At 63.5% G+C, this 26,591-nt stretch carries 26 protein-coding genes; 15 read left to right on the top strand and 11 right to left on the bottom strand.

The genetic code is table 11. The features are described 5' to 3' along the window. Window positions 1-12 precede the first annotated feature (12 nt). Window positions 13-921 carry a LysR substrate-binding domain-containing protein gene (locus FSY45_RS13760; protein ID WP_046461748.1) on the top strand — a complete coding sequence of 303 codons (909 nt, stop codon included), beginning with the start codon at window positions 13-15 and terminating at the stop codon, window positions 919-921. 12 nt (window positions 922-933) lie between these two features. On the opposite strand, the gene FSY45_RS13755 is transcribed toward FSY45_RS13760, so the two are convergent. Next, the gene (locus FSY45_RS13755) at window positions 934-2,157 is read right to left on the bottom strand and encodes a D-amino acid dehydrogenase (RefSeq protein ID WP_046461747.1); all 1,224 of its coding nucleotides are present in this window, start codon (window positions 2,155-2,157) and stop codon (window positions 934-936) included. A 280-nt stretch (window positions 2,158-2,437) separates the two neighbouring features. On the opposite strand from FSY45_RS13755, the gene FSY45_RS13750 reads away from it, so the two are divergent. Together FSY45_RS13750 and FSY45_RS13745 are read left to right on the top strand one after the other, a co-directional pair. Beyond that, on the top strand, window positions 2,438-3,319 hold the full coding sequence (locus FSY45_RS13750; RefSeq protein ID WP_046461746.1) for an amino acid ABC transporter substrate-binding protein: 882 nt from the start codon (window positions 2,438-2,440) through the stop codon (window positions 3,317-3,319). Between the two features lies 1 nt (window position 3,320). After that, on the top strand, window positions 3,321-4,049 hold the full coding sequence (locus FSY45_RS13745; RefSeq protein ID WP_003065239.1) for an aspartate/glutamate racemase family protein: 729 nt from the start codon (window positions 3,321-3,323) through the stop codon (window positions 4,047-4,049). A 140-nt stretch (window positions 4,050-4,189) separates the two neighbouring features. On the opposite strand, the gene FSY45_RS13740 is transcribed toward FSY45_RS13745, so the two are convergent. The 4 genes from FSY45_RS13740 to boxC form a co-directional block, all read right to left on the bottom strand. Beyond that, the gene (locus FSY45_RS13740; RefSeq protein WP_046461745.1) at window positions 4,190-4,792 is read right to left on the bottom strand and encodes an HD domain-containing protein; all 603 of its coding nucleotides are present in this window, start codon (window positions 4,790-4,792) and stop codon (window positions 4,190-4,192) included. A 138-nt stretch (window positions 4,793-4,930) separates the two neighbouring features. Beyond that, a complete protein-coding gene (gene boxA / locus FSY45_RS13735) occupies window positions 4,931-6,232 on the bottom strand; it encodes a benzoyl-CoA 2,3-epoxidase subunit BoxA (protein ID WP_046461744.1) in 1,302 nt (433 codons plus the stop codon). 108 nt (window positions 6,233-6,340) lie between these two features. Beyond that, window positions 6,341-7,765, bottom strand: a complete 1,425-nt coding sequence (gene boxB / locus FSY45_RS13730; RefSeq protein ID WP_046461743.1) for a benzoyl-CoA 2,3-epoxidase subunit BoxB — start codon at window positions 7,763-7,765, stop codon at window positions 6,341-6,343. A 42-nt stretch (window positions 7,766-7,807) separates the two neighbouring features. After that, window positions 7,808-9,466: a 2,3-epoxybenzoyl-CoA dihydrolase gene (gene boxC / locus FSY45_RS13725; RefSeq protein WP_046461742.1), complete on the bottom strand. Its 1,659-nt coding sequence runs from the start codon at window positions 9,464-9,466 to the stop codon at window positions 7,808-7,810. A 303-nt stretch (window positions 9,467-9,769) separates the two neighbouring features. Here boxC and FSY45_RS13720 point away from each other — a divergent pair, with 303 nt between their 5' ends. After that, window positions 9,770-10,969 carry a threonine ammonia-lyase gene (locus FSY45_RS13720; protein ID WP_003065229.1) on the top strand — a complete coding sequence of 400 codons (1,200 nt, stop codon included), beginning with the start codon at window positions 9,770-9,772 and terminating at the stop codon, window positions 10,967-10,969. Window positions 10,970-10,991: 22 nt separating this feature from the next. Here FSY45_RS13720 and FSY45_RS13715 read toward each other — a convergent pair whose 3' ends face one another. Further along, the gene (locus FSY45_RS13715) at window positions 10,992-11,762 is read right to left on the bottom strand and encodes a slipin family protein (RefSeq protein ID WP_003065227.1); all 771 of its coding nucleotides are present in this window, start codon (window positions 11,760-11,762) and stop codon (window positions 10,992-10,994) included. A gap of 302 nt (window positions 11,763-12,064) precedes the next feature. Here FSY45_RS13715 and FSY45_RS27835 point away from each other — a divergent pair, with 302 nt between their 5' ends. Together FSY45_RS27835 and FSY45_RS13710 are read left to right on the top strand one after the other, a co-directional pair. Further along, window positions 12,065-12,202 (top strand): hypothetical protein, encoded by a 138-nt coding sequence (locus FSY45_RS27835; protein WP_003059912.1) that lies wholly within the window; start codon window positions 12,065-12,067, stop codon window positions 12,200-12,202. 321 nt (window positions 12,203-12,523) lie between these two features. Next, window positions 12,524-14,380, top strand: coding sequence for a phosphoenolpyruvate carboxykinase (GTP) (locus FSY45_RS13710; protein ID WP_034351225.1), 1,857 nt, complete (start codon window positions 12,524-12,526; stop codon window positions 14,378-14,380). Between the two features lie 194 nt (window positions 14,381-14,574). On the opposite strand, the gene FSY45_RS13705 is transcribed toward FSY45_RS13710, so the two are convergent. Then, window positions 14,575-15,003 carry a hypothetical protein gene (locus FSY45_RS13705; protein WP_003065220.1) on the bottom strand — a complete coding sequence of 143 codons (429 nt, stop codon included), beginning with the start codon at window positions 15,001-15,003 and terminating at the stop codon, window positions 14,575-14,577. Window positions 15,004-15,138: 135 nt separating this feature from the next. On the opposite strand from FSY45_RS13705, the gene FSY45_RS13700 reads away from it, so the two are divergent. The 3 genes from FSY45_RS13700 to FSY45_RS13690 are packed head-to-tail and all read left to right on the top strand — an operon-like array spanning window position 15,139 to window position 17,463. After that, the gene (locus FSY45_RS13700; RefSeq protein ID WP_046461776.1) at window positions 15,139-16,119 is read left to right on the top strand and encodes a LysR family transcriptional regulator; all 981 of its coding nucleotides are present in this window, start codon (window positions 15,139-15,141) and stop codon (window positions 16,117-16,119) included. 13 nt (window positions 16,120-16,132) lie between these two features. After that, window positions 16,133-17,011: a metallophosphoesterase gene (locus FSY45_RS13695; protein ID WP_003065216.1), complete on the top strand. Its 879-nt coding sequence runs from the start codon at window positions 16,133-16,135 to the stop codon at window positions 17,009-17,011. A 29-nt stretch (window positions 17,012-17,040) separates the two neighbouring features. Next, window positions 17,041-17,463: a universal stress protein gene (locus tag FSY45_RS13690; protein ID WP_003065214.1), complete on the top strand. Its 423-nt coding sequence runs from the start codon at window positions 17,041-17,043 to the stop codon at window positions 17,461-17,463. 161 nt (window positions 17,464-17,624) lie between these two features. Here the strand turns inward: FSY45_RS13690 and FSY45_RS13685 are convergent, their stop codons facing one another. After that, window positions 17,625-18,539, bottom strand: a complete 915-nt coding sequence (locus FSY45_RS13685) for a LysR family transcriptional regulator ArgP (RefSeq protein WP_046461741.1) — start codon at window positions 18,537-18,539, stop codon at window positions 17,625-17,627. A 42-nt stretch (window positions 18,540-18,581) separates the two neighbouring features. On the opposite strand from FSY45_RS13685, the gene FSY45_RS13680 reads away from it, so the two are divergent. From FSY45_RS13680 to gorA, 6 genes are all read left to right on the top strand, one after another. Beyond that, on the top strand, window positions 18,582-19,958 hold the full coding sequence (locus tag FSY45_RS13680) for a D-amino acid dehydrogenase (protein ID WP_046461740.1): 1,377 nt from the start codon (window positions 18,582-18,584) through the stop codon (window positions 19,956-19,958). Window positions 19,959-20,071: 113 nt separating this feature from the next. Further along, window positions 20,072-20,563 carry a homoprotocatechuate degradation operon regulator HpaR gene (hpaR, locus tag FSY45_RS13675; protein WP_003065209.1) on the top strand — a complete coding sequence of 164 codons (492 nt, stop codon included), beginning with the start codon at window positions 20,072-20,074 and terminating at the stop codon, window positions 20,561-20,563. A gap of 26 nt (window positions 20,564-20,589) precedes the next feature. Continuing rightward, complete coding sequence (locus FSY45_RS13670) at window positions 20,590-21,231, top strand: PolC-type DNA polymerase III (protein ID WP_046461739.1); 642 nt, start codon at window positions 20,590-20,592, stop codon at window positions 21,229-21,231. A gap of 197 nt (window positions 21,232-21,428) precedes the next feature. Continuing rightward, on the top strand, window positions 21,429-21,953 hold the full coding sequence (locus tag FSY45_RS13665) for a flavin reductase family protein (RefSeq protein ID WP_046461738.1): 525 nt from the start codon (window positions 21,429-21,431) through the stop codon (window positions 21,951-21,953). A gap of 131 nt (window positions 21,954-22,084) precedes the next feature. Next, complete coding sequence (locus tag FSY45_RS13660; protein WP_046461737.1) at window positions 22,085-22,996, top strand: TauD/TfdA family dioxygenase; 912 nt, start codon at window positions 22,085-22,087, stop codon at window positions 22,994-22,996. A gap of 129 nt (window positions 22,997-23,125) precedes the next feature. After that, window positions 23,126-24,490: a glutathione-disulfide reductase gene (gene gorA, locus FSY45_RS13655; protein ID WP_046461736.1), complete on the top strand. Its 1,365-nt coding sequence runs from the start codon at window positions 23,126-23,128 to the stop codon at window positions 24,488-24,490. Window positions 24,491-24,614: 124 nt separating this feature from the next. Here gorA and minE read toward each other — a convergent pair whose 3' ends face one another. From minE to minC, 3 genes are read right to left on the bottom strand one after another with little or no spacing between them, the layout of a single operon-like run. Beyond that, entirely contained in the window at window positions 24,615-24,881 is a 267-nt protein-coding gene (gene minE / locus FSY45_RS13650) for a cell division topological specificity factor MinE (protein WP_003071985.1), read from the bottom strand. Between the two features lie 5 nt (window positions 24,882-24,886). Next, window positions 24,887-25,699, bottom strand: a complete 813-nt coding sequence (gene minD, locus FSY45_RS13645; RefSeq protein WP_003069672.1) for a septum site-determining protein MinD — start codon at window positions 25,697-25,699, stop codon at window positions 24,887-24,889. Between the two features lie 58 nt (window positions 25,700-25,757). Then, window positions 25,758-26,492, bottom strand: a complete 735-nt coding sequence (minC, locus tag FSY45_RS13640) for a septum site-determining protein MinC (protein WP_003069670.1) — start codon at window positions 26,490-26,492, stop codon at window positions 25,758-25,760. Window positions 26,493-26,591 lie beyond the last annotated feature (99 nt).

Genomic DNA, 26,591 nt, shown 5'->3' with positions numbered 1-26,591 from the left:
AGGAGGCCGGGCATGCGTCTGCGACATATCGAAGTCTTCAATGCCGTGATGCAGACCGGCAGCGTCAGCGCGGCCGCGCGCCTCATCAACGTCACCCAGCCCGCAGTCAGCCGCACGCTGCAGCATGCCGAGTTGCAGATGGGCTTTGCGCTGTTCCAGCGCGCGCGGGGGCGGCTGACGCCGACCAATGAGGCACTGGCCCTGTTTCCGCATATCGAGAAGCTGTTCGAGCAGCTCGACGAGGTGCAGCGCCTGGCCGCCAACCTGCGCCACGGCCAGTCGGCCGACCGGCTCAATGTGCTGACGGTGTTCGCGCTCAGCCGCGAGGTGCTGCCGCGCGCCGTGGCGGGCTTCAGGCGCCGCCATCCACAGGTCCAGGTGCACGTGCAGGCGCTGCACACGCCGCAGGTGGTATCGGCCCTGCTGCTGCAGGAGGCCGATGTGGGCTTTGTGATCAGCTCCGCGGGTCAGCCCGCGCTGGAGCACGAGCTGCTGGCCGAAGTGGACATGTTCTGCGTCTTGCCCAAGGGACTGCTGCCGCCTTCGCGCGTGCGCGCCGAAGGCATGGAACTCAAGGACCTGGCCGATCTGCCTGTGGTCGCGCTCGATGCGCGCGACCCGCTGGGCATGCGCCTGGGCCAGGCCTGCCGCGAGCATGGCGTTGGGCTGTCGCCCGTGGTGACGGTGCAGACCTATCATGCGGCGCTGTCCATGGCCGAATACGGGCTGGGCGCGGCCATCATGGACGGCTGCACGGCCCTGGCGGCCGACCGGCGCCGAGTGCATGTGGTGCCGCTGCTGCCGCGCATCACCGTGGGAGTGAACGCGCTGAGCCTGCCCCAGCGCCCGGGCTCGGTGCTGGCGCGCGCCATGACCCAGGAAATGCGCAAGGCCCTGCAGGAGCTTCTGAGAGAGTCCTGAGCAGGCCCGCGCTCAGGCCGCGTGCATCTGCGCGACCAGCCGCTGTGCCGAGCCGAAAGCCAGCGTCAGGCCCAGCGCGCCATGCCCGGTCTGCAGCCACAGATTGCGCGGGCCGCCGCGCTGGCGGCCGGTGATGGGCAGGCCTGTGGGCGTGGCCGGGCGCATGCCGCTCCAGGGATGCAGCGAGCCCTGCAGCGGCAGCTGGGCAAAGACCTGCTGTGTGGAGCGGCGCAGGCTGTCGATGCGGGCCGGATCGATGCGTGTGTCGCGGCCGATGATCTCCACCATGCCGGCCACGCGCAGGCGCTCGCCCAGGCGTGCGAACACCACCTTGCGCGCGGTGTCGGTCACGCTCACGCGCGGCGCGGCCTGGTTGTGGTCGGATGCTATGTCCACGGTGATGCTGTAGCCCTTGAGCGGATAGACGGGAATGCGCAGGCCCAGCTGGCGCGCGTGGGCCGGGCTTTCCCAGCCGCTGGCCAGCACGTAGTGCTCGGCCTGAAGCAGGCCTGCGGCGGTGCGCAGGCCGGTGACGGCGTCGCCCTGGCGCTCGAAGCCCAGCACCTCGGTGTCGTAGCGTAGCTCGGCGCCGCGCGCGGCCAGCAGCGCCGCCAACTGCTCGCACAGCTGGCGGCAGTCGGCAGCGCTTTCACTGGGGGTGTGAACGGCGCCTGCCATGCGGCCCGAGTAGCCGGCCAGCGCGGGCTCCAGGCGCACGGTGGCGGTGGCATCCACCACCTGCTGGCTGGCGCCGCCAAGGCGCGATTGCAGGGCCACCTGCCGGGCCGCGGCATCCAGGCCCTGCTGCGTGTGGTACAGCACCAGCTTGCCCGGCGTGTGCAATGCGCAGCTCAGGGACTCCTGCGCTTGCAGACGCTCGAAAGCCTGCCGGCTTTCGGCGGCCAGCCTCAGCAGCGCTTGCGTGCCGGCCATGGAGGCGCGTGCATTGCAGGCGCCCAGAAAGCGCAGTCCCCAGGCCCATTGGGCGGGGTCGGCGCGCAGGCGCAGGGCCAGCGGCGAGTCCTTTTCCAGCAGCAGCTGCGGCAGCATCTTCCAGATGCCGGGATCGGCCAGCGGCTGCACGTAGGAATAGCTGAGCTGCGCGCCGTTGCCGCCGCTGGCGCCCGCTGCCGGGCCGGGCCCGCGCTCCAGGACCGTGACGCGGCAGCCCGCGCGCTGCAGCGCATAGGCAGTGGCCAGGCCGACGATGCCGGCGCCCACGATGCAGACATGCATTGATCGTTTCTCCATGCTGCCGCACTGTAGGCCCGTACGGGGCTGCGCAGCCATGGCATTTGGCATGCAGGGTATGCACCCAGGTTATGGTCTGCCTGCGCGATGTCGATGTATGCGTGCGGCCGGGCGGCCCTCGGTTGCGGTGTTTACCCGGAGCATGGCGGTGCCTGCGCAGCCACCCATAAACCAGGGGCATGGATCAGCCCGATATTGTCATCCTCCGGAGCCTGGCGCGCTTTCTACACTGGCGGCACATCCACCACCGAAGAGGAGACACCGCATGCAACTTCACTCCACCGTGCTTTGTGCGGCACTGGGTCTGGGCTTTCTGGGCGCTGTCCATGCCGATACCCTGGCCAAGGTGCGCGACAGCGGGCGCATCACGCTGGCCTACCGCGAGTCCTCCGTGCCCTTCAGCTACCTGGACAACGGCAAGCCCATAGGCATGACCGTGGAGCTTTCGCAGACGGTGGCCGAAGCCGTGAAGAAGCAGTTGAACCTGCCCGCGCTAGAGGTGCGCTGGCAGGCCGTGACCTCGCAAAACCGCATGCCGCTGCTGGCCAACGGCACCATAGACCTGGAGTGCGGATCGACCACCAACAACACGGTGCGGGCCAAGGAGGTGGGCTTTGCCATCAACCACTTCTACACCGGCACGCGGCTGCTGGTGAAGAAGAGCTCGGGCATCCAGAGCTATGCAGATCTCAAGGGCAAGACGGCGGCCATCACCACCGGCACCACCAATCTGCAGGTGCTGCGCAAGGCCAATGCCGAGCAGGGCTGGGGCATGAACATCGTCATGGCCAAGGACCATGCCGACGGCTTTCTGCTGGTCGAGAACGACCGCGCCGCGGCCTTCGGCATGGACGACATCCTGCTCTACGGCCTGATCGCCAACGCCAAGAATCCCAGGGATTTCCACGTCGTGGCCGATGCGCTGCAGGTCGAGCCCTATGCCTGCATGCTGCGCAAGGACGACCCGCAGTTCAAGCAGCTGGTGGATGGCGTGATCGGCGACATGATGAAGTCTGGCGCCTTCGCCAGGCTCTACGACAAATGGTTCATGCAGCCCATTCCGCCCAAGAACGCGGCACTGGGTCTGCCCATGAGCGAGCAGCTGCAGCGCAACCTGCAGGAGCGCGGCGACAAGCCGGCGTTCTGAGATGCAGGCGGTCGGCATTCTCGGCGGCATGGGGCCTGCAGCGGGCGCGGATTTCGTGCGCCTGTTCGTGCAGGCCTGCACCCGGCACCTGCAGGACCAGGGCCTGCCCGTGCATGACCAGGCCTATCCCGAGCACTGGCTGGTGCAACTGCCCATGCCCGATCGCACACAGGCGCTGCGCCGCGATCCGCAGTCACCTGAGGGCCCGGCTGCTCATCTGCTGCAGGGCGCGGGCCGGCTCGCGGCCCTGGGCGTGCGCAGCGTGGCCCTGGCCTGCAACACGGCCCATGCCTGGCATGGGCAGATACAGGCGCTTTTCCCGCAGCTGCGCGTGCTGCACATCGCGCAGCAGACGGCGCTGTACCTGAAGGCAGGCGGCGCGCGCCAGGCCCTGGTGCTGGCCACGGACGGCACCTATGACAGCGGGCTCTACGACGCAGCGCTGGCCGATTGCGGCATTGCCGCGCTGCGCCCCGGACAGGCGGGGCGAGCCCGGCTCATGCAAGGCATATACGAGGGCGTGAAACAAGGCGACATGCCGCTGGCCGTGCAATGCTTCGGCGAGGCGCTGGCACCGCTGCTGCAGCGCCATGGCGCCGTGCCCGTGATCATGGGCTGCACCGAGATTCCGCTGGCCCTGCCGCAGGCATCGCAGGCCCGTGGCGCCGAGCTGGTGGACCCGGCCTGGATACTGGCCTGCGCGCTGGCGCAGGACGCCTACGCACATTAGCGGCGAGGGAGGGCCAGAGCCCTGTAAAAAGATGAGCTGCAATCGCTTGCTGTACAACAGATAGGTATCGAATCACGGCCAGATCTGTTGATGGGTGTACGGTGTCAGCTCATCTTTTAATGGTGGTTTGCCGGCACGTGCTAGGACTTCCGGGCGTCCCGCATCTCCGAGCCCATGGCGGCCTTGTAGATGCTTTGCCGGGGCCGCTGCATCAGGCGGCGCAGCATGGGTTCGAACTCACTCAGGGGCAAGGTCTCGGCTCGGGGATCGAAGGCCGGGTTGTCATAGAGTTCGCAGAACTCGGCCGTGCGCTGGTAGTGCGGATGTTCCCGGAACTGCTCGCGCATGTCCCTGTCCAGGCCGATGTGATGGAAGAAATAGTGACCCTGGAAGATGCCGTGATGCTGGACCATCCAGTGATTGGCCTCGCTCACAAAGGGCTGGAGAACCGCTGCGGCTATGTCGGGGTGGTTGAAGGACCCGAGGGTGTCGCCGATGTCGTGCAGCAGTGCGCACACCACATACTCCTCGTCGCGGCCGTCGCGTAACGCGCGCGTGGCGGTTTGCAGGGAGTGGGTGTAGCGGTCCACCGGAAAGCCGCCATAGTCGCCTTCCAGCAGCTTCAGATGGGCCATCACCCTGTCTGGCAGGCCGCTGGTGAAGTGTGCAAATTCGCAGCCGATCAACTGCCAGTCTTCACGCGTGCTGTCTTGCATGCGCAGAAAGTTCGCCCGTGCATTCATGCCATGTCTTTCGTGGGTTATGGTCGTTGCACTGTAGGGCGCTGGCAGGGGCTGCGCTGTCAAGGGCATGACATGCAGCCGCAGCGTTGATGCGCGAATCCTGTTTTCCGTCCACAGGATTCGCGGGGGCTCGAGGCCTCAATAGGTTTCCAGGTGCAGACGTCCTTCGCGCTTGAGTCTGGCGCCCAGTTCCTCCCAGCCCAGGCCTGCTTGCTGGGCCACGTCACGCAGGGCCAGCACGACGCCGTCCTCCATGCTTTTGAGGCCGCAGACATAGATGTGCGTGTTGTCGTCGCGCAGCAACTCCATGAGATCGGCCGAGCGCTCGCGCATGGCGTCCTGCACATAGCGCCTGGGCTGGCCGGCCACGCGCGAGAAGGCGAAGTTGATGTCGATGAAATCCTTGGGCAGGTTTTGCAGGGGGCCGAAATAGGGCAGCTCCTGAGGCGTGCGCGCACCGAAGAACAGCAGCAGTTTCCCGCTGTCGAACTTGCCGCTCTTGCGCAGGCGGCGGCGCCATTCCGTCATGGCGCGCATGGGCGCGCTGCCCGTGCCGGTGCAGATCATCACGATGTGCGAGCGCGGGTGATTGGGCATGAGAAAACTGCTGCCGAACGGGCCTATGACTTGCACCTTGTCACCCACCTGCAGATCGCAGAGATAGTTGCTGGCCACGCCGCGCACGGGTTGGCCCTGGTGATCCTCGACCACGCGTTTCACGGTCAATGCCAGATTGTTGTAGCCGGGGCGCTCGCCATTGCGGGCACTGGCAATCGAGTACTGGCGCGCCACATGGGGCTTGCCGCCGGCATCCAAACCGGGCGGGACAATGCCCAGCGACTGACCTTCGAGCACCGGGAAAGGCATGGCACCGAAGTCCAGCACGATGTGGTGGGTCTCGTTTTCGAAGCCGGCTTCCGTGCAGTTCAGATTGCCCACCACCGTGGCCGTCACCGCAGCCTTGGGACCATGCAGATTGGTGTAGGCATGGGCGGCAGACCAGGGCGGTGTGGTGGCGCCATAACTGGCTGCGCGAAAGACTTGCGCAGCGCCGCTTTCGGCCAGACCGGCAGCGGCTGCGATCACGGCCTGGGCCTGGCTCAGATCCTGCACATCGCCAGCATTCTCGGCCGTCTGCGCGGCGGCCAGTGTATCGGCAGAAAGCTCTTCGGGCAGGCTCTCCCAGCCCAGCTGCTCGGCCACGCTGTAGGGCTTGCTTGCCGATACCAGTCGCCAGTTGTCGATGGAGCCGGTCGGGCAGGGCGAGATGCAGTCCATGCAGCCGTTGCACTTGTCCGCCATGACCACATAGTTGTTGTCGTCATGCGTGATGGCGTCCACGGGGCAGGTCGCCTCGCAGGTATTGCAGCGAATGCAGATTTCCGGGTCGATCAGATGCTGCTTCAGGATGCCGTTTTCAATCAGCGTGATGGTGCTCATTTCGTTCTCCAAACCGTGGCAACCCAACTCAGTGACATCGAGCAAGGGCCGCCCCGCCGCGAGGATGTCGTCCCCCTTGGGGGAAGCGGCTCAGCCGCTCAGGGGGGATCAAAATTTCACATACTCGAAGTCCACGGGCTGGCGATTGATACCCATGACCGGCGGGGCAATCCAGCCGGCGAACTTGCCGGGCTCCAGGCATGGCTTCATCAGCGATGCGACAAAGCTGCGGTCGTCGTCGCTGGCCAGCCACTCGTTCTTCCTGGCCAACCATTCCTGCTCGCTCACGGGACGGCCGTCGGGGCTGATGCGCACGCCTGCCAGCGCGCCGATCTGCCGGTTGAAGGCCTTGTGCGGCACCGTCAGGCGGAAGTCGATTCCGGCCTTTTCCATCACCTTGTTCCAGCGGCCCACACCGGCATTGCTGTCCTTGATGTAGTCGTCGCGCAGCACCTCGTTCAAGGCGTTGAGCATGGGCACTTCCTTCTCCTGCAACTTGCCGTCCACGACCTCCAGCACCTTGTAGTTCTGGTCGTGCAGCCTGTGGTCGTCCTCGCGCTTTCCCTCTTCGTAACGGCCCTTGAGGCCCGAGCTGTAGAAGGTGGCGGCATTGCTCGACTGGTCGGCACCAAACAGGTCGATGGTCACGCTGTAGTGAAAGTTCAGATAGCGCTGAATCGTGGGCAGATCGATGACGCCCGCGCTGCGCAGCTTGTTCACATCGTCGGTCTTGAGCTCGTTCATGACCTGGCAGGTTCGGGCCAGCACGCGCGAGACGCCGGACTCGCCGACAAACATGTGGTGGGCCTCTTCGGTCAGCATGAATTTGGTGGTGCGCGCCAGCGGGTCGAACGCGGATTCGGCCAGCGCTGCGAGCTGGAATTTTCCGTCTCTGTCGGTGAAGTAGGTGAACATGAAGAACGCCAGCCAGTCCGGCGTTTTTTCGTTGAAGGCGCCCAGAATGCGAGGGTTGTTTTCATCGCCGCTCTGGCGCTCCAGCAGGGCCTCGGCCTCCTCGCGTCCATCGCGTCCGAAATGCTTGTGCAGCAGGTAGACCATGGCCCAGAGGTGGCGGCCTTCTTCCACATTGACCTGGAACAGATTGCGCAGGTCGTACATGGACGGCGCGGTCAGGCCCAGGTGGCGCTGCTGCTCCACCGATGCGGGCTCGGTATCGCCTTGCGTGACGATGATGCGGCGCAGGTTGGCGCGGTGCTCGCCGGGTACGTCCTGCCAGGCTTTCTCGCCCTTGTGATCGCCAAAGTGAATGCTGCGTTCCTGATCCGCCGGGTTCAGGAAGATGCCCCAGCGATAGTCACGCATCTTGACGTAGCCGAACTGCGCCCAGCCCTGCGGATCCACGCTCACCGCGGTGCGCAGATAGACCTCGTGGTTGGTCGATCCTTCGGGGCCCACGTCGTCCCACCAGCGGATGAAATTGGGCTGCCAGCTCTCCAGGGCGCGCTGCAACGTGCGGTCGCCGCTGAGGTCCACGTTGTTGGGAATCTTCTGGCTGTAGTCGATGCTGCTCATGGGGTGTCTCCTGTGATGTTTTGCCGATTCAGGGCCGTTGGCTCATACCCTGTTGAAATCGAAGCCGGCTTTCTGTCCGGTGCCGTAGAGCTTCAGCGCCCCTTTTTCGCCCACCGCGTTGGGGCGGTTGAAGATCCAGTTCTGCCAGGCGGACAGGCGTCCGAAGATGCGTGTGACCATGTTTTCCTGGCTGGCAAACCGCAGGTTCGCTTCCAGACCCGTGAGCGCATCGGGCGACATGGCGGCGCGCTCTTCCATGGCGATGCGGATCTCGTCTTCCCAGTCGATATCGTCAAGCGCGGCGGTGACCAGTCCGAGCTGCTGCGCCGCATCGCCGTTGAGCGGCTTGCCCACCGCTGCGCGAGCGGCTTCCAGGGGCCCGGACTCCTCATAGAAGCGACGCTGCAGACGGCTTTGATCGTTGACCAGCGGCAGCAGGCCGAAGTTGAATTCATCGAGCTCGATCACGGGCTCACGCTCGGGTTCGTCGGGCAGCACCAGCATGTAGGCGCGGTCGGCGCAGAAGACCAGCTCGGCCAGCATGCCGGCAAAGCAGGAGCCAGGCTCGATCAAGGCGAACAGTGAGCGCGACGACACATCGAGGCGTGCAAAGGTACGGCGCAGCAGGCCTGTGGTTTGCTGCACCAGCCAGTGATCGCGGTACGTCACCAGGGTCTGGCCCGCCGCCAGCACGGCGCGTGCATCGCCCTCGGTCTTGAGAATCCAGGTTCCCACATCGAGCTCGTTGGTGCGCAGATGCAGTATGGCGTCGTCGAGCTCGCGGCCCATGGCCAGTGGCCACCAGGCGGCGCCTGCGCCTTCTATGGCTTCAAGGCTGGCGGGCTGTTCGCCACGGGGGGCCTTGACCGTGATGGTTGCACTGCGTTTGCTGCGATCGATCTGCACGCTGACGTGGCGATAGTGCAGGCCGTCCGGGCTTTGCTCGCGCTGCAGCCTGGCAAGCTGTATGCCCTGTGCGGAAGCCGGGCGCGGGCTGCTCTCGCCCAGGGCCGTGGCACGTTGCTGCACCACCTCGGCAAACTGTGCGGGCTTGGCAATCGCATCCACCAGCCGCCAGTCCACGGCGCGCTGGCCGCGCACGCCTTCCACGCTGGTGCAGAAGATGTCGGCCAGGTCGTGACGCACATGGCGCTTGTCGGTCACGCGCGTCAGCCCGCCCGTGCCGGGCAGCACGCCCAGCAGCGGAACCTCGGGCAGTGACACGGAAGAAGAGCGGTCGTCGATCAGCACGATGTCATCGCAGGCCAGAGCCAGTTCGTAGCCGCCGCCCGCACAGGCGCCGTTGACGGCGGCGACGAACTTGAGTCCGTCGTGTCGGGAGCTGTCCTCCATGCCGTTGCGCGTCTCGTTGGTGAACTTGCAGAAGTTCACCTTCCAGGCGTGGGACGAGACACCGAGCATGAAGATGTTCGCGCCCGAGCAGAAGATGCGCTCCTTGCCGCTGGTGACGATCACGGAGCGCACCTGCGGGTGCTCAAAACGGATGCGGTTGAGCGCATCGTGCAGTTCCACATCCACGCCCAGGTCATAGCTGTTGAGCTTGAGCTTGTAGCCGGGGCGTATGCCGCCGTCCTCGGCAATGTCCAGCTTGAGCCGGGCGATATTGCCATCCACTTCAAACGACCAGTGCCGGTACTGGCTGGGCTCGGTGCGGTAATCGACGTTGGTTTGCTGCTGCATGCTCGGCTCCTGCTGAGATGAAAGATAGTGCAGTTACTGACTCGGTGTTAGCACAATTATGCAGATTCATTGAAAAAAAGCACGTCGATTTAGGCACTATGTTGCATGTTTTGCTAAAACAAGGGAAATCCTTAGGTGCTCACAGTTCGCAGAACGGCGCAGGATTAGAAGTGTTTTGACGGCTATTCCTTTGCTAGGAAAGGACGAGTAGCTAGCAATTACTGAGCAAGTGATCCGGATGCCCTCGATTCGCAAACCCAGCACTGGCGCGGGGTGATGAGCTGCTTGCAAAATGGATCCACCATGCTGACCTTTGCAGATATCCAAGCCGCCGCTGCGCGCCTGAATGGCGCCGTCCTTCAAACCCCTTTTGTGGAATCACGCACGCTCTCGCAGATCACGGGGGCGCAGGTCTATCTCAAGTTCGAGAACCTGCAGTTCACTGCATCCTTCAAGGAGCGTGGCGCGCTGAACAAGCTGCTCATGCTCAGCGATGCCGAGCGCGCACGCGGCGTGGTCGCCATGAGTGCGGGCAACCATGCCCAGGGCGTGGCCTATCACGCTCAAAGGCTGGGTCTGCGTGCCGTCATCGTCATGCCGCGCTTCACTCCCGGTGTGAAGGTGGAGCGCACGCGCGGCTTCGGTGCCGAGGTGGTGCTGCATGGCGACACATTGGCTGAGGCGCGAGCCCATGCCTATCAGCTGGCGCAGGAGCAGCAACTGACCTTTGTCCACCCCTATGACGACGAGGCGATTGCTGCGGGCCAGGGCACGCTGGCGCTGGAAATCCTGCAGGCACAGCCCGATCTGGATGCGCTGATCATTGCCATTGGCGGCGGCGGTCTGATTGCGGGCATTGCCACGGCAGCCAAGGCCATCAAGCCCGAGATGGAGATCGTGGGCGTGCAGACGCAGCGCTTTCCCTCCATGGTCAATGCGCTGCGCCACACAGATCTTCCCATGGGGACTTCGACGATCGCCGAGGGCATTGCGGTGACCCAGCCAGGCATCATCACCCAGGAGGTGGTGCAGCGCTGCGTGGACGATTTGTTGCTGGTGGACGAAGGAGATATAGAGCAGGCCGTGCTCATGCTGCTGGAGATCGAGAAGACCTTGGTCGAAGGCGCAGGGGCGGCGGGCCTGGCGGCCTTGCTGCGCTATCCCGCTCGCTTCAAGGGCCGGAAAATAGGCCTGGTGCTGTCGGGCGGCAATATCGACCCCATGCTGCTGGCTGCCATCATCGAGCGCGGCATGGTGCGCTCCGGTCGTCTGGCGCGTGTGCGTGTCAGTGCGCGCGACGTACCCGGCGTGTTGGCCCAGATCACGGCCACGGTGGCCGGAGCTGGCGCGAATATCGAGGAAGTCCATCACCAGCGTGCCTTCACCATGCTGGCCGCGCAGAATGTGGAGATCGAGTTCGTGCTGCAGACACGCGGCCACGCCCATGTGAGCGAGGTGCTGGAGCAATTGCGCCGCGCAGGCATGGAGGCGGCCCTGGTGTGAGGCTTGAGCCTGCAGGCCTTGCTCAGGCCTGCAGGGGCGTGATCTTCTTGATCAGCGGGGTCACCAGATCCATGGGCAAGGGGAACACCACCGTGGTGTTCCTGTCCGCGCCGATCACGGTCAGCGTCTCCAGGTAGCGCAGCAAGATGGCCTGAGGCTCCTGCGCCAGAACTTTCGCTGCCTGAGACAGTTTTTCCGAAGCCTGCAATTCGCCTTCGGCGTGAATCACCTTGGCGCGGCGTTCGCGTTCGGCCTCGGCCTGACGTGCGATCGCCCGGATCATGGATTCGGTCAGATCGACCTGCTTGATCTCCACGTTCGAGACCTTGATGCCCCAGGTGTCGGTTTGCGCATCCAGCGCCTGCTGGATGTCCAGGTTCAGCGATTCGCGCTCTGCCAGCATTTCGTCGAGCTGATGCTTGCCCAACACGGAGCGCAGCATGGTTTGCGCGAGCTGACTGGTGGCCTCCAGATAATTGACCACCTGGATCACCGCCTTTTCCGCATCCACCACGCGCAGATAGATCACGGCATTGACCTTGACCGAGACGTTGTCGCGCGAGATCACATCCTGCGCGGGGACCTCCAGGACCACGGTGCGCAGATCGACCCGTACCACCTGCTGGATGGCGGGAATGATGAAGATCAGTCCCGGCCCCTTGACCTTCCAGAAGCGCCCCAGCGTGAAGACCACGCCGCGCTCATACTCGCGAAAAATCCGGATCGACGCCGTCCCCAGGCCAATCACCAGCATCAGCAGGATCAGCCAGAACAGGAAAGAAGCGCTAACCATAGAAGCCATCCTTTCAGCGAGGGACTTCGGCGCTGCGATCTGATGTTGGACGGTGCACATCGATTTCGCAATCGGCGCCGGGTCGTCCGCAAGCCCAGCATATGCTGTTGCACTCCGAGTGTGAACTTGCCTGCGCATGGTCGACATCGAAGAAGTGCTGTTCGCCATTGGCGGACATAGGGGCGGGTCTGAGCGCAAAAGGTGGCTATGGCTTTCCCTGAGCCATGTCGCCAGGGCTGTGCCTAGAATGGCCGCAGAGCTTGCTTGTTTCACCGCCTGCTTTCAGGAGGAGCATTGATCACATGTCAGATGATTCCGCAGTGAACCACGAGGCACAGGATGCGGCTGAAGCCGTTGTGCCCTATATCCCCATCATCATTCCCGCCGCTGGCGCCGTGATGATGTTCCTGCTGGCCTTTATTGCCGTGAACATGGCCTAGGCATTCCAACCTTCTCGAGCCCAACCCCGCGACGCGGGGTTTTTTTACGTCTGTGCAGGTTATGAATGAATGCGGCATGCATATATTGATGCGCAGAATGCATAGATATTGCCGGTGATTTGCTGACAAATTCAAGGCTCCTACCTAAAATCGATCTCCCGCTGCTATTCAAAACAAGGTTGTTTTGACTATTTCAGACGGATTTCAGGCGCCAACAAGCGCTAGGGAAAGCAGGCTAGACACCTTCAAAAGCCTTTTTTCAAAGACGCAGCCGAGGATGCTTCTTTGAAAAACTGGTTTTTTAATTGAAGGACTTCCCCCATGAACGCCGCTGTGCAAAGCCTGAACATCCAGGCTCCCGACTACGTCAAGAACCCCAAGCTCATTGCCTGGGTCGCCGAAATGGCCGCGCTGTGCAAGCCTGCCCAGATCCACTGGTGCGACGGCTCGCAAGCCGAATATGACGCGCTGTGCCAGCAGCTGGTGGATGCCGGCACCTTCAAGCCCCTGGCCAAGCGCCCCGGCTCCTTCCTGGCCTGGACCGATCCTTCGGACGTGGCTCGCGTGGAAGACCGCACCTATATCTGCTCCGCCAAGAAGGAAGACGCAGGCCCCACCAACAACTGGATGGAACCTGCGGAAATGCGCGCCACGCTGAACCCGCTGTTCGACGGCTGCATGGCTGGCCGCACCATGTACGTGGTGCCTTTCTCCATGGGCCCGCTGGGTTCGCCCATCGCCCACGTGGGTATCGAGCTGTCCGACAGCCCCTATGTGGCCGTCAACATGAAGATCATGACCCGCATGGGCAAGGCCGTGTATGACGTGATCGGCACCAGCGGCGAGTTCGTGCCCTGCGTGCACACCATCGGCGCACCCCTGGCCGCAGGCCAGAAGGACGAGACCACCTGGCCTTGCAGCAAGACCAAGTACATTGTTCACTATCCCGAAACCCGCGAGATCTGGTCTTACGGCTCGGGCTACGGCGGCAATGCGCTGCTGGGCAAGAAGTGCTTTGCGCTGCGTATCGCCTCCACCATGGGCCGTGACCAGGGCTGGCTGGCCGAGCACATGCTGATCCTGGGCGTTACCAACCCCGAAGGCAAGAAGTACCACGTGGCTGCGGCCTTCCCCTCGGCCTGCGGCAAGACCAATTTCTCCATGCTGGTGCCGCCCAAGGCCTTCGACGGCTGGAAGGTCACGACCATCGGTGACGACATCGCCTGGATCAAGCCCCAGGCCGACGGCTCGCTGCGCGCCATCAACCCCGAAGCCGGTTACTTCGGTGTGGCTCCCGGCACCAATATGCTCACGAACCCGAACTGCATGTTGAGCCTGGACAAGAACGTGATCTTCACCAATGTGGCCCTGACCGATGACGGCGACGTGTGGTGGGAAGGCATGGAAAAGGACCAGGGCAAGCTGCCCGATCACCTGATCGACTGGCAAGGCAAGGACTGGACGCCCCAGATCGCCAAGGAAACCGGCGCCAAGGCCGCCCACCCCAATGCCCGCTTCACCGTGGCTGCCACCAACAACCCTGCGCTGGACGAAGCCTGGGACGATCCCGCCGGCGTGAAGATCGATGCCATGATCTTCGGCGGCCGCCGCTCCACCACCGTGCCTCTGGTGACCGAAGCCCGTGACTGGACCGAGGGCGTGTACATGGCAGCGACCATGGGCTCCGAAACCACGGCCGCCGCCTTTGGCGCGCAAGGCGTGGTGCGCCGCGACCCCTTCGCCATGCTGCCTTTTGCCGGCTACAACATGAGCGACTATTTCCAGCACTGGCTGGATCTGGGCGCCAAGATCGAAGGCCAGGGAGCAACTCTGCCCAAGATCTTCACCACCAACTGGTTCCGCAAGAATGCCGAAGGCAAGTTCGTCTGGCCCGGCTACGGTGAGAACATGCGCGTTCTGAAGTGGATGATCGACCGTCTGGAAGGCCAGGCTCAGGGTCAGGAAACCGCCTTTGGCATTGCTCCCCAGTACGCCGAAATCAACTGGAGCGGTCTGGACTTCGACGCTGCCCAGTTCGACAGCGTGACCAATATCGACAAGGCGGCCTGGGCCGAGGAAATGAAGCTGCACGGCGAGCATTTCGACAAGCTGGCCTACAACCTGCCCAAGGCCATGCTGGATACCAAGGCCAAGCTCGAAGAGCGTCTGTCCGCCTAAGCCTTTGACAGAATAAAAAAGCCCTGCAGGCCGTTGGCCGCAGGGCTTTTTGTTTTTGAGCCGTTGTGTTGATAGCTGTTGGCGCTTGTCGGACAAGGGATGGGCGTTCATTTCATGACGCATGACGCGCGAGCGGGCATGAAAAAAGCCGCGGCCTTGTGGGCAGCGGCTCTTCGGGGGAGCAGTCCGGGCGCTTAGCGGCTCTGGCGATCCATGGCACGGGCCAGATCGGCCATCAGGCGGGCATCTTGCAGCGCGGCGTTCCAGACGCGTTCATCGGCAGCAGCTTGCTGGCGGCTCTTGACCCAGGCGCGGTAGCCGGTGCGCACCAGATTGATGGCACGGCGTGCGGGAGTGGAGAAGAGGGCAATGCTGGCAAAAGCCATGGCCCACAGAACCATCCAGGCAGCCATCATATGACCGTCGCTCCAGGTTTCGGTGGCCTGGAAGACGCCGGCGGCCAGGGCGGCCAGCACTACAGCCAGCACCATCCAGTACGACCTGGACTGGGATTGCGCCTCGTGCTCGGCGGCAATGGCGGCCATGCGTTCATCGCTGGCTTGATAGATACGCACCACACCAGGGTGCTCGACACAGTAGGAGTTGTAAATAAAGTTGCTCATGGCAGTTAACCCTTTGACCCACGCTTTTGGCGAATTGCCCGGGGAATGGGTGTAACTATAGGGATTACCCTAGGTGTGTTCAAATTTATATTTTGAATCTGTAGCATTCACAGCAGTGATGTATTGGGTGATGCCATGTCTTTGAACTTTCGTTCTCTGGATCTCAATCTGCTGCGCGTCTTCGACGAGGTCATGTCCGAGCGCAGTCTCACGCGTGCGGCGCACAAGCTCAGCATCACCCAGCCGGCGGTCAGCAATGCCATGCGCCGGCTGCGCGAGGTCCTGGGCGACGAGCTGCTGGTGCGCCAGGGACAGGGTGTGGAGCCCACGCCGCGTGCCCAGGCCCTGTGGCCGGTGATACGCGAGGCCTTGCAGCATCTGGAGGGTGCACTCGCACCCGATGAGTTCGATCCCGAGACGGCCGCCACCACGTTCGTGATCGCCATGGCCGATGCCACGGCCGCCACGCTGATTCCGCCGCTGTACCCGATTCTGGAGCGCGAGGCACCGGGCCTGGGCATACGCCTGCTGCCGCTGACCACGCGCGATCCAAGGCCCTTGCTCGATGATGGCGAGGCCGATATGGCCGTGGGCTATTTCCCCGCCGTACTGGCCGATCTGACGGCGCGTGCCCAGGCTGGCGGTCTGGTGGCGTTTGACAGCCGCCGTCTGTATGAGGGCGAGTACCTGTGCGTGATGCGCAAAGGCCATCCGCTGGCGCGTGTTCCGCTGACGCTGGACAACTATTGCGCGGCACGCCATATGCTGGTCAGCTTTTCGGGCCGCTCCTTTGGCTTCATCGACGAGGCCCTGGCCTCGCTGGGGCGTTCGCGTGAAGTGGTGCTCACCGTCAACCAGTTCTTCACCGCGGCGCGCGTGGTGCTCAACTCCGATCTGCTGACCATCTTGCCGCGCCATTTTGTGCCCGTGACCGGCATGAGCGACCAGCTGGAGCTGCGCGATCTGCCCTTCGATGTCACGCCCGTGCATGTGGATGCACTGTGGCGTCGGCGCGGCCCGCACCCGCAGGCCTATGACTGGCTGCTGAAAACGCTGACGCGCTCGGCCGAGATCACCTTTGCCAACGGTTCGGCCCAGGTCACTCACCATGGTTGACTAAACTAGCCACATGAAGATCCAGCTGCTGTCCGACCTGCACCTCGAAGTCCACCCCCAATTCGTGGCCCAGCCAGCCGCGGGCGCCGATGTGCTGGTGCTGGCCGGCGACATCGGCTCCTACCAGAGCAGCACCCAGGTCGACGGCGAGAACTTCGGGCTGGAGCGTTTCTCGCCGCTGCCGCAATACGCCAACTGGCCCACACCCGTGCTGTTCGTGCCCGGCAATCACGAATACGACATGCAGGACTTCGACGAGGCAAGGCTGCGCCTGCAGCGTGTGTGCGACAGGCTGGGCCTGATCTGGCTCGATCGTGAAACCGTGGTCATGGACGGGGTGCGTTTCATCGGCACCACGCTGTGGAGCGACTTCGACGCCATGGCCATGCATGAAGGCGTGAGCGATGCCACGCGCTTGCACAAGCTGCGCGAGAAGGCCTTTCGCGCCGCCAATTTCTATCTGCAAAAGACAGGCGGCAGTCGCCAGGGCGAGCCGTTTCTGGCCGCGCCCATGCGCGAGGAAAGCCTGCTCTGCCAGGACTGGCTGCGCGCTGCGCTGCAGCAGCCTTTTGACGGACCCACGGTGGCCGTGACCCACTTTGCACCCAGCCTGCGCAGTGCCGATCCGCGCTACGGCCTGGTACCCGGCACGGCCGGTTTCTGCAATGTGATGGACGACTTTCTGCCCCATGCCCAGCTCTGGCTGCACGGCCATCTGCATTGCGCCAGCGACTACATCGCGTGCGGCCAGCGCGATGACGGCAGCGAATGGCAATGCCGTGTGGTGGCCAATCCCCTGGGCTATGCCCGCAAGGGAGAGCAGGATGACTTTCTGCCGGCATCGACAATTGACTTGAGCCAAGTCAAGATGCTGACTGTCCCCAGCCCTTAGGCTTGAGACATCAACAAGGAGAAATTGGTATGAAGATCTTGCTCGCCGTGGACGGCAGTGCCTATACCCAGAAAATGCTGGCCTATCTGACCTCGCATCAGGAGATGCTGGGCACGGGCCATGAGTACACCATCATCACCGTGCAGCCGCTGCTGCCGCCTCGTGCACGCGCTGCGCTGGGAAAGGAAGTGGTGGAGCAGTACTACGACGAAGAATCCGCCAAGATCCTGCAGCCCGTGCTGGAGTTCCTGAAGGGGCGTGGCGTCGAGGCGCAAAGCATCGCCAAGGTCGGCCCCATTGCCGACACCATCATCCATGCCGCCCAGGACGGCAAGTTCGACCTGATCGCCATGGGCACGCACGGCCACGGTGCGCTGGGCCGTCTGGTCATGGGTTCGGTCAGCTCGCAGGTGCTGGCGGGCTGCACCATTCCCGTGCTGCTGATTCGCTGATTTTCATAGCTGCTTGCGCTTGATTTACATGCGTATCAGGCTTAATTCAGCTTCAAATCAAGGCTAGATGAGCGTCCACAGCTACAAAAACCAAAGTACCTCCGTTTGACATCAAGCTCTCAAGGCCGCGCTGCAAAGCACGGCCTTTTTTCTTGTCTGCATCAAACCGCTTGCAGCACCTGGCGGGCCTTGCCCAGCAAGGCCTGGCTGACACGGGCCAGCACGCGTGACTCCAGATTCCAGCAATGCCAGAACAATGCGATGGACAGCGCATGGCCTGTTGCTACGTCGATCAGCTCACCGGCATCCAGCGCGGGCTGCACCAGCAGTTGCGGCAGCACGCCAACGCCCCAGCCGGCACGTACGGCGCGCACCTGTGCCTCGCAGCTGGGCAGCAGGATCTGGTGCTGCAGCGACACATTGCGCAGGCCCAGGCAGCGCGCCACGAATTCGGCCTGCATATCGTCCTTGCGGTTGAAGGACAGATAGGGCAGCTGGTTGAAGTTCTTGCGCGTCAGCCCCTGCGGCAGTCTTTGCCGGGCAAACTCGGCCGAGGCCACGGCCACATAGCGCATGGCGCCCAGGGGCTGCACCGTGCAGCCGCGCAGGGCCTGGCTCAGCGTGGTGACGCAGCCCATGACCTGGCCCGAGCGCAGCAGCTCCTGCGTGAAGTCCTGGTCGTCGACCACCACCTCCACCGGCAGGCCGCTCTTCACCAGCTCGTCCAGAGCCGTCATGGCCCAGGTGGCAATGCTGTCGGCATTGATGGCGATGGAGACGATTTCTCCGGCCAGACTCTGCCCGGTTTGCGGTGCCAGCTCCTGCAACTCATGAGCGAGATCGGCGCGCAGCAGGCGCAGCTGCTTGGCATGCTTGAGCAGCAGCCGCCCGGCGCTGGTGGGCTTGACGGGACGCGTGCGCTCCACCAGCACCGAGCCCACCTGAGCTTCCAGCGCCCGCAGGCGCTGGGACACCGCCGACTGGGTGATGTGCAGCCTTTGCGCCGCGCGCTCGAAGCCGCCTTCTTCCACGATGGCGGCCAGGCATTCCAGTGCAACAGGGTCCCAGGAGCTCATGGCAACTTCATTAGCATTTCTGATGAAACTGCTGAAAATTTAATGCTGCTTTTGTTTGCCCGCAAGAGTGCAGACACTGGCCGCATGAACATCATCGTCCTGGGCGCCGGCATCATCGGCATCAGCACCGCCTGGCATCTGCGCGAGCGCGGTCACCAAGTCACCGTGGTGGACCGCCAGAGCGGTCCGGCCCTGGAGACCAGCTATGCCAATGGCGGCCAGATATCGGTCAGTTATTGCGAGCCCTGGGCGAATCGCCAGGCGCCCTGGAAGGCGCTCAAATGGATGTTCGACAAAGAGGCTCCGCTGCTGCTGCGGCCCCAGGCCGACAGCGCGCAATGGCGCTGGTGCCTGCAGTTCCTGGCCCAGTGCAACGACCGTGCCTTTGCGCGCAATGTGCAGCAGATCGTGGCGCTGGGCGCCTACAGCCATCTGGCGCTCAAGGACATGGTCCAGAAGACCGGTATCGAGTTCGAGCGGCTGGAGCGCGGCATTGCCCATTTCTACAGCAGCCCGCAGGCGTTTGCCGAGGCCGCCGAAGGCGTGGAGCTGATGCGGCAATACGGCGTGCAGCGTCGTCTGGTCAGCCGCGACGAGCTGCTTGCCATCGAGCCTGCATTCACGCCCTATGCCGCGCAGATTGCGGGCGGCACCTTCACTGCCACCGATGAGTCCGGTGATGCGCGTCTGTTCACTGAAAAGCTGGCCGGTCTCTGTGCCCAGGCCGGTGTGCAATTCCTCTACGGCCACGACATCCTGAGCCTGCAGTCGGCGCGCCGGGGCAAGCCTGCCCAGGTGCAGATTCGCGACGGCAGCGATGGCGCCCCGCGTATGCTGAGCGCGGATGCCGTGGTGGTCGCCTGCGGCTCCTACACGTCGTTGCTGCTCAGGCCTCTGGGCGTGCATGTGCCTATCTATCCGGGCAAGGGTTATAGCGCCACCTTGCCGCTGCTGCGGCCCGAAAAAGCCCCCATGGTCTCCACCATCGACGACAGCCGCAAGGTCGCCATGAGCCGTTTGGGCAACCGACTGCGGGTAGCCGGCACCATAGAGTTGGGTGGCTTCGATCTGAGTCTGGACACGCCCACGGCCAGGGCGCGCTGCGAGATGCTGGTCAGGCGCGTGGAGGAGTTGATGCCCGGCGTCTGCGACACGCGCCTGCCCGAGCAGGGTGGCGATCCGCAGTTCTGGTGCGGTCTGCGGCCAGCCACGCCCAGCAATATTCCCTGCATCGGTGCGACCCAGGCTGCCGGAATCTGGGTCAATGCCGGGCATGGCACCCTGGGCTGGACGCATGGAGCAGGCTCGGGCAAGGCCATGGCGGCGCTGATGAGCGGTGAGCGCCCGGCGCTGGATTTCCGGTTCTGGGATGAGCCGGCCCCCGAGATCGCACGCGGCGCGCGGATTGCGTCGGCCTGAGACAGGGCATAGGACTGCAGGACGAGTACGGGCTGGCTGACTCTTTTGCCCGGATTGACGGTATCGCTGCGTGGGGCTCTTACATACAATCACGCCAGCAACTCGTCCATGCCATGATCCAGCACGACATCACTCCTGCCCTTGAAACCTCACGTTCCTTCGCGCGCTCATTGCCCATGGCTTTGCTCAAGGCCCGCGAGGCGGTCATGGTGCGCTTTCGTCCCTCGCTGCGTGCGCACGGCCTGACCGAGCAGCAATGGCGCGTGCTGCGCATCATGTGGGTGGCCGACAAGCGCCTGCGTCCCATGGAGCTGTCGCAGCTGACCTTCATCAGCATGCCCAGCCTCTCGCGCCTGCTCAAGACGCTGGAAGGACGCCTGCTCATCAAGCGCGGTCGCCATGTAGCCGATCTGCGGGGCTCCGAGTTCGCCCTCACGCCAGCAGGCCAGGAGATGGTGGCCCAGATCGTGCCGCACTTCGAGACCATCTACACCGAGATCGAGGAGCAACTGGGCAGCGCCGAGAGCGAGCAGCTGTTCCGCATACTCGAGCATGTGGTGCAGAGCCTGGGTCTGCCCGGCGAAGACGAGCTGGGCCAGGACTGAGGCGCCGGCCACGGCACAATGAAGTGATGAGTGCTGCGATTGCCGTCATCGACTTCGAAACCACGGGCATGACGCCCGCCCAGGGCGCCAGGGCCACCGAGGTAGCCATCGTGCTGATGGAGCAGGGCCGTGTGGTGGACCGTTTCCAGAGCCTGATGCAGACCGGGGCCTGGGTCTCGCCCTTCATCACCGAACTCACCGGCATCACCAATGCCATGCTGCGCACGGCGCCGCCCGCCGCCGAGGTGATGCGCGATGCGGCCCGCTTTGTGGGCGCTGCGCCCATGGTGGCCCACAACGCATCGTTCGACAGCAAGTTCTGGCAGGCCGAGCTGGCGCTGGCGGGCGAAGCCGCCCCCCAGCTGTTTGCCTGCACCGTGCTGCTGTCGCGCCGCATCTACCCGCAGGCGCCCAGTCACAGCCTGGGCAATCTGGCGCGCTACCTGCACCTGCCTTCCACGGGCCGCGCCCACCGGGCGCTGGCCGATGCCGAGATGGCGGCAGCCCTGTTGGCCCGCATGCAGCAGGATTTGTGCGAGCGCCATGCCTTGCCCTGGCCCGAGCACGAGCTGCTGATGCAGCTGCAACGCTGCAGCAAAGCCAAGGTCGGCGGCTGGCTGGCGCAGCAGGCCGGTCAAGGGCTGCTGGCAGCTCAGACCCAGGATTGATGAAGGTTTAGGCCTGCAGGCCTTTGCATTACTGCGCGATAAGCTATCAAAATTGATGATTCTGGCCTTAAGCCCTTACGGATTGTGACCGGCAAGGTTCAAGTTGATAATTGATCAAGTCCTGCAGATGCTCTTTGGATCTGCTGATCTTGAACCGTGGCGCACCGTTGTGGTCGCTGACCTGAGCTCTGAATTTCGTGAACTCCGCCTTGCCTACCTCCGTCTTGCGTGCGGCCTTGCCTTTCTCGCAGCGCGAATTTCGCGATGCGCTGGGGCAATTTGCCACCGGCGTGACCATCATCACGGCGCGCAGTGCAGAGGGCCATGCGGTGGGCTCCACGGTCAGCTCCTTCAACGCACTGTCGCTGGCGCCCTCGCTGGTGCTTTGGAGCCTGGGTCTGAAGGCCAACTCACTGCCCGTGTTCCGCCACAGCACGCATTACGCGATTCATGTGCTGGCGGCTTCGCAAAAGCCGCTGGCCGAGCTGTTTGCACGCAAGGGCGCGGACCGTTTCAGCCATACGCAGCACCATGACTCCGAGCATGGCGTGCCGCTGCTCGAGGGCTGCAGCGCGGTCTTCGAGTGCCGCAATCTGCGCCAGCATGAGGAAGGCGACCATCTGCTCTTCATCGGCGAGGTGGAACGCTGCGAGCACCATGCCGACCGCGCGCCGCTGCTCTACCACTCGGGCCATATGCACGCCCACGGCTTCGTCAGGTAAAGCCGGCTGCCGACTGGGAACCCTACCTAGTCGGCTTGAACGATACCGATCTCCAAGGCCCGCCCTAGATTGCCCCCAGGCCTGCTGCGTCAGGCCCGAGGACAGTGGTTGCAACGCTTTGGAGACACATCATGATCGATTGCGAAGACAGGCCGGCCCATACCCAGCTCAAGGTGGCCGCGGCAAGCAGGACGGGTATCGAGCTCAGGCGCATCTCACCCGCCATCGGCGTGGAGGTTTCGGGCATAGACCTGCGCCAGCCCATGAGCGAGGAGCAGGCGCGCGAGCTGCGCCAGGCGCTGGTGGCGCACAAGGTGCTGGTGTTTCGCGAGCAGAACATCACGCCTGCCCAGCATGTGGCGTTTGCGCGCCGCTTCGGCGAGCTGGAGCTGCATCCGGTATTTCCCCATCACCCCGACCATGCCGAACTGGTGCTGCTGGGCGGCAACAGCAAGATCCCTGGCACCGAGAACGTCTATCACACCGATGTCTCCTGGCGCGAGACGCCTTCCATGGCTTCGGTGCTGCGCTGCGTGGAATGCCCCGAGGTCGGCGGCGACACGGTCTGGATCAATATGGAGCAGGCCTACGAGCAGCTGCCCGAGACGCGCAAGCAGCAGATCGCCGGCCTGTATGCCGTGCATGACATCCTGCCCTCGTTCGGTGCGCGCATGACGCCCGCAGAGCAGGCCCAGGCGCGTGGCAAATACCCGCCCGTGGTGCACCCGGTGGTGCGCACCCACCCCGAAAGCGGCCAAAAGATTCTCTACGTCAACGAGACATTCGTCACGCATTTCGCCAACTTCAGCTCGAACTTCGACAGCTTCCGCTCGGCCAACGAAATTCATGCCCAGCAACAGGATCTGATGAACTATCTGCTGCGCCAGCCTGCGATTCTGGAATACCAGATGCGCTTGCACTGGGAGCCCAACACCATTGCCATGTGGGACAACCGCTCTACCCAGCATTACGCAATTCAGGACTATTTCCCGGCCGTGCGCCGCATGCATCGCGCCACGGTCGTGGGCGACAAACCGTTCTGAGCCTCCCGCCAATCAAACTGGGTCGTGCAGGTGGTTTAACGCTGCGTTAAACCACCTGCGGCAGTCTTGTCTTGTAGAGTTCAAAGCAGCAAGCATCTGCTTTGAACCTCCCAAACAGCGAGACAGGACATGCAGCAACAAGACTTTGATTACGATTTTCTGGTCATAGGCGGTGGCTCGGGCGGCGTGCGCGCCAGCCGTGTGGCTGCCGGCCTGGGGGCCCGTGTGGCTGTGGTGGAGGCTGCCCAGTTGGGCGGTACCTGCGTCAACGTGGGCTGCATCCCCAAGAAGCTGCTTAGCCATGCCGCGCACTTCAGCCAGCTGACCGAGGAGGCCCGAGGCTTTGGCTGGCAGCTGGAGCAGCCGCGCTTCGACTGGCCCACGCTGATTGCCAACAAGGACCGCGAAATCGAGCGCCTGAACGGTGTCTACGGCCGCATGCTGGCCGGCGCAGGCATTAGCCTTATCCATGGCCGTGCGGCGCTCTCGGGGCCGCATAGCGTGCTGGTGAACGGCCAGACCATCCATGCCCGCCATATCCTGATTGCAACGGGCGGAACGCCCAGCCTGCCCGATATTCCTGGCGTGGAGCATGCCATCAGCTCTGACGAGGCCTTCCATCTGCCGCATCTGCCCAGGCGGGTGGTGGTCGTGGGCGGAGGCTATATCGCCGTGGAGTTTGCCTCCATCTTCAACGGCCTGGGCGCCGAGACGACTCTGCTGCATCGCCGCCAGCAGTTGCTGCGCGGCTTTGATGCAGACCTGGGTCTGCATCTGGGCCAGGAAATGGCTCAGCTGGGTGTGAACTTTCGCTGGGGTGAAGAAATCCAGGCCATCAGCAAGCAGGCGGACGGCCTGCACCTGCAGCTCAAGAGCGGCGAGCAGCTGGCGGTGGACTGCGTGATGTACGCCACGGGTCGCGTTCCCCTGATAGCAGGCCTGGGGCTGGAGGCTGCGGGTGTCAAGGTCAACGACAAGGGCGCCATCGAGGTGGATCAGCATTTCTGCAGCAACGTGCCCTCCATCCATGCCGTGGGCGATGTGGTCGATCGCATGGCTCTGACACCCGTGGCGCTGGCTGAGGGGACGGTGCTCGCCCATCATCTGTTCGGCCAGGGCGGCAAGAGCGCTCCCGACTACGAGCTGGTGCCGACGGCGGTGTTTTCCCATCCGCAGGTGGGCACCGTGGGCCTGTCGGAGGAGGTGGCGCGCGAGCGCTTCGGCGCAGTGCAGGTTTTCCAGTCCGGCTTCAGGCCGCTGACCAATCGCATGGGGGCCGAGCCCGAGAACGTCTTCCTCAAGCTCATCGTCTCCAAGGCCGACCAGCGCGTGCGCGGCGTGCATATGGTGGGAGAGGGCGCGGGCGAACTGATGCAGGGCTTTGCCGTGGCGCTGCAATGCGGCGCGACCAAGCAGCAGTTCGATGCGACCATAGGCATACACCCGACCGTGGCCGAGGAGCTGGTGACCATGCGCGAGCCGGTGCGCGAATGAGGAATGACACCCCGCGCTTTCGCAGGGTGCAGGGCCGCGCGGCGGCATCGCAATGAAAAATGGGCCTTTTCAGGCCCATTTCCTTGTCCATCAAGCGCTAGCGCTATGGATAAATGAGTTGGTATCAGCCGCGCGCGGCGTCCGGCAGCTCGATCTTGACTTCCAGAACCTCAAGGTTTTCCTGGCGCTCCAGCTGTACCTTGATGTCATTGGGGTTGATGTCCACATACTTGGAAATCACGGCCATCAGCTCTTTTTGCAGGGCAGGCAGATAGTCGGGCTTGCCACTTTCGCCGCCCACGCGCTCGCGCGCGAGAATGATCTGCAGTCGCTCCTTGGCGACCGAGGCGGACTTCTTCTTCTCTCCGAGCAGAAACGACAACATGGACATCAGGCTTACCTCCCGCCAAACATGCGCTTGAAGAAACCGGGTTTGACGGCTTCGGTAAAGCGCATGGGTTTTTCTTCGCCCAGGAATCGGGCCACCACGTCCTGATAGGCCTCTGCCACATCCGTGCCTTGCATGTGCACGGCGGGAATGCCCTGGTTGGAGGCCTGGAGCACGGTTTCGGATTCGGGGATCACGCCGATCAGCTCGATGCGCAGAATGTCCTGGATATCCTCCAGCGACAGCATCTGGCCGTCTTCCACGCGATTGGGGTTGTAGCGCGTGATCAGCAGATGCTCCTTGATGCGCTCGCCCTTGACCGCACGCTCCGTCTTGGAGCTGAGCATGCCCAAGATACGGTCCGAGTCACGCACCGACGAGACTTCGGGGTTGGTCACCACCAGGGCCTCTTCGGCATAGTGCATGGCCATCAGTGCGCCGCTTTCAATGCCGGCGGGCGAGTCGCAGATGATGAACTCGAAGTCCATGGCGGACAGGTCGTCCAGCACCTTCTTCACGCCTTCCTGCGTGAGGGCTTCCTTGTCTCGGGTCTGCGAAGCGGCCAGCACGAACAGGTTTTCGCACTGCTTGTCCTTGATCAGGGCCTGGTTCAGATTGGCTTCGCCCTGGATGACATTGATGAGGTCATAGACCACGCGGCGCTCGCAGCCCATGATCAGATCGAGATTGCGCAGACCCACATCGAAGTCAATCACTGCGGTCTTGTGGCCGCGCAGTGCGAGGCCGGATGCGAAGCTGGCGCTGGTGGTGGTCTTGCCGACACCGCCTTTGCCAGAGGTCACGACGACGATTTTGGCCATGTTTGCACGATTCCTTTAAGACAAATGGGGCAGGTTGATAGGGTGTCCGGTGTGTCTCTCATACCGGTTCGATAACGATTCTTTCTCCCTCCAGGCGCACCTTGGCAGCTTTGCCGGCGACGTCCTTGGGGAGATCGGTTTCAATTGTGCGGTAGATACCTGCGATGGAAAGCAGTTGCGCCTCCATGCAAGTGCTAAAAATTCTTGCGCTGGTGTTGCCGCTGGCCCCGGCCACGGCGCGGCCGCGCAGCGGCGCATAGACATGGACGTTGCCGTCGGCAATCACCTCGGCACCATAGCTGACCATGTCCAGAACCACAATGTCGGTGCCTTTGGCATAGACGCGCTGGCCCGAGCGCAGCGGCCGGTCCACGATGACGGCATCGGCCAGCGGAGCAGGCACCTCGACCTCCACTTCGCGAATGATTTCGTGGATTTCCGGCTCGGCGCGACGCGTCGGCATGGCATCGGGGGCTGCGCTCAGACCAAGGGCCTTGGCTGCTTCCATCTGGGCCTCGCTGCCGCTGCGCACGGCAACGGGCACTGTGCGGTGGTTGCGCAGGGCCTCGATCAGGGCCGGGAAGTCGATCTCTTCCTCTGCTTCGCGCACCTGGCTGAGGTCGATCAGCACAGGGTCGTTGTCGAAGAAGTCCGGGTCGTCGGCAAGACGGCGGGCCAGATCCTGGGCCAGCGCCTGCATGTCGGTGCTGCGAAGTACCACGGAAAGCACCGGCAGTTGTGCGCTCTTGAGGTCAAAGCTGGGGCGCTCGGCGCCGGTCGATTCAACAGACATGGATGGGATCAGCGCACATCAGGTGCTCTATGAGGACGACAAAGTGTACCTGCCTACCGGCAAAAGATATGGTCACCGAGTGTTTGCACTGCAACACTT

The sequence above is a fragment of the Comamonas sp. Z1 genome (assembly GCF_008121555.1).
GTDB classification, from domain to species: Bacteria; Pseudomonadota; Gammaproteobacteria; order Burkholderiales; family Burkholderiaceae_C; genus Comamonas; species Comamonas thiooxydans.
The sequence above is the reverse complement of the archived record's forward strand: the minus strand, read 5'-3'. Positions and strand labels throughout refer to the sequence as shown.

What these genes read in the sequence shown, in the direction of transcription:
- boxB (WP_046461743.1), bottom strand. Translation starts at nt 7,765, where the DNA reads ATGAGCAGCATCGACTACAGCCAGAAGATTCCCAACAACGTGGACCTC.
- FSY45_RS13720 (WP_003065229.1), top strand. Translation starts at nt 9,770, where the DNA reads ATGCTGACCTTTGCAGATATCCAAGCCGCCGCTGCGCGCCTGAATGGC.
- FSY45_RS13680 (WP_046461740.1), top strand. Translation starts at nt 18,582, where the DNA reads ATGCTGCTTTTGTTTGCCCGCAAGAGTGCAGACACTGGCCGCATGAAC.
- FSY45_RS13705 (WP_003065220.1), bottom strand. Translation starts at nt 15,003, where the DNA reads ATGAGCAACTTTATTTACAACTCCTACTGTGTCGAGCACCCTGGTGTG.
- FSY45_RS13715 (WP_003065227.1), bottom strand. Translation starts at nt 11,762, where the DNA reads ATGGTTAGCGCTTCTTTCCTGTTCTGGCTGATCCTGCTGATGCTGGTG.
- FSY45_RS13670 (WP_046461739.1), top strand. Translation starts at nt 20,590, where the DNA reads ATGAGTGCTGCGATTGCCGTCATCGACTTCGAAACCACGGGCATGACG.
- gorA (WP_046461736.1), top strand. Translation starts at nt 23,126, where the DNA reads ATGCAGCAACAAGACTTTGATTACGATTTTCTGGTCATAGGCGGTGGC.
- minC (WP_003069670.1), bottom strand. Translation starts at nt 26,492, where the DNA reads ATGTCTGTTGAATCGACCGGCGCCGAGCGCCCCAGCTTTGACCTCAAG.
- FSY45_RS13740 (WP_046461745.1), bottom strand. Translation starts at nt 4,792, where the DNA reads ATGAATGCACGGGCGAACTTTCTGCGCATGCAAGACAGCACGCGTGAA.
- FSY45_RS13760 (WP_046461748.1), top strand. Translation starts at nt 13, where the DNA reads ATGCGTCTGCGACATATCGAAGTCTTCAATGCCGTGATGCAGACCGGC.
- FSY45_RS27835 (WP_003059912.1), top strand. Translation starts at nt 12,065, where the DNA reads ATGTCAGATGATTCCGCAGTGAACCACGAGGCACAGGATGCGGCTGAA.
- FSY45_RS13685 (WP_046461741.1), bottom strand. Translation starts at nt 18,539, where the DNA reads ATGAGCTCCTGGGACCCTGTTGCACTGGAATGCCTGGCCGCCATCGTG.
- FSY45_RS13690 (WP_003065214.1), top strand. Translation starts at nt 17,041, where the DNA reads ATGAAGATCTTGCTCGCCGTGGACGGCAGTGCCTATACCCAGAAAATG.
- boxA (WP_046461744.1), bottom strand. Translation starts at nt 6,232, where the DNA reads ATGAGCACCATCACGCTGATTGAAAACGGCATCCTGAAGCAGCATCTG.
- FSY45_RS13745 (WP_003065239.1), top strand. Translation starts at nt 3,321, where the DNA reads ATGCAGGCGGTCGGCATTCTCGGCGGCATGGGGCCTGCAGCGGGCGCG.
- FSY45_RS13695 (WP_003065216.1), top strand. Translation starts at nt 16,133, where the DNA reads ATGAAGATCCAGCTGCTGTCCGACCTGCACCTCGAAGTCCACCCCCAA.
- FSY45_RS13750 (WP_046461746.1), top strand. Translation starts at nt 2,438, where the DNA reads ATGCAACTTCACTCCACCGTGCTTTGTGCGGCACTGGGTCTGGGCTTT.
- boxC (WP_046461742.1), bottom strand. Translation starts at nt 9,466, where the DNA reads ATGCAGCAGCAAACCAACGTCGATTACCGCACCGAGCCCAGCCAGTAC.
- FSY45_RS13710 (WP_034351225.1), top strand. Translation starts at nt 12,524, where the DNA reads ATGAACGCCGCTGTGCAAAGCCTGAACATCCAGGCTCCCGACTACGTC.
- FSY45_RS13700 (WP_046461776.1), top strand. Translation starts at nt 15,139, where the DNA reads ATGTCTTTGAACTTTCGTTCTCTGGATCTCAATCTGCTGCGCGTCTTC.
- hpaR (WP_003065209.1), top strand. Translation starts at nt 20,072, where the DNA reads ATGATCCAGCACGACATCACTCCTGCCCTTGAAACCTCACGTTCCTTC.
- FSY45_RS13755 (WP_046461747.1), bottom strand. Translation starts at nt 2,157, where the DNA reads ATGCATGTCTGCATCGTGGGCGCCGGCATCGTCGGCCTGGCCACTGCC.
- FSY45_RS13660 (WP_046461737.1), top strand. Translation starts at nt 22,085, where the DNA reads ATGATCGATTGCGAAGACAGGCCGGCCCATACCCAGCTCAAGGTGGCC.
- minD (WP_003069672.1), bottom strand. Translation starts at nt 25,699, where the DNA reads ATGGCCAAAATCGTCGTCGTGACCTCTGGCAAAGGCGGTGTCGGCAAG.
- minE (WP_003071985.1), bottom strand. Translation starts at nt 24,881, where the DNA reads ATGTCCATGTTGTCGTTTCTGCTCGGAGAGAAGAAGAAGTCCGCCTCG.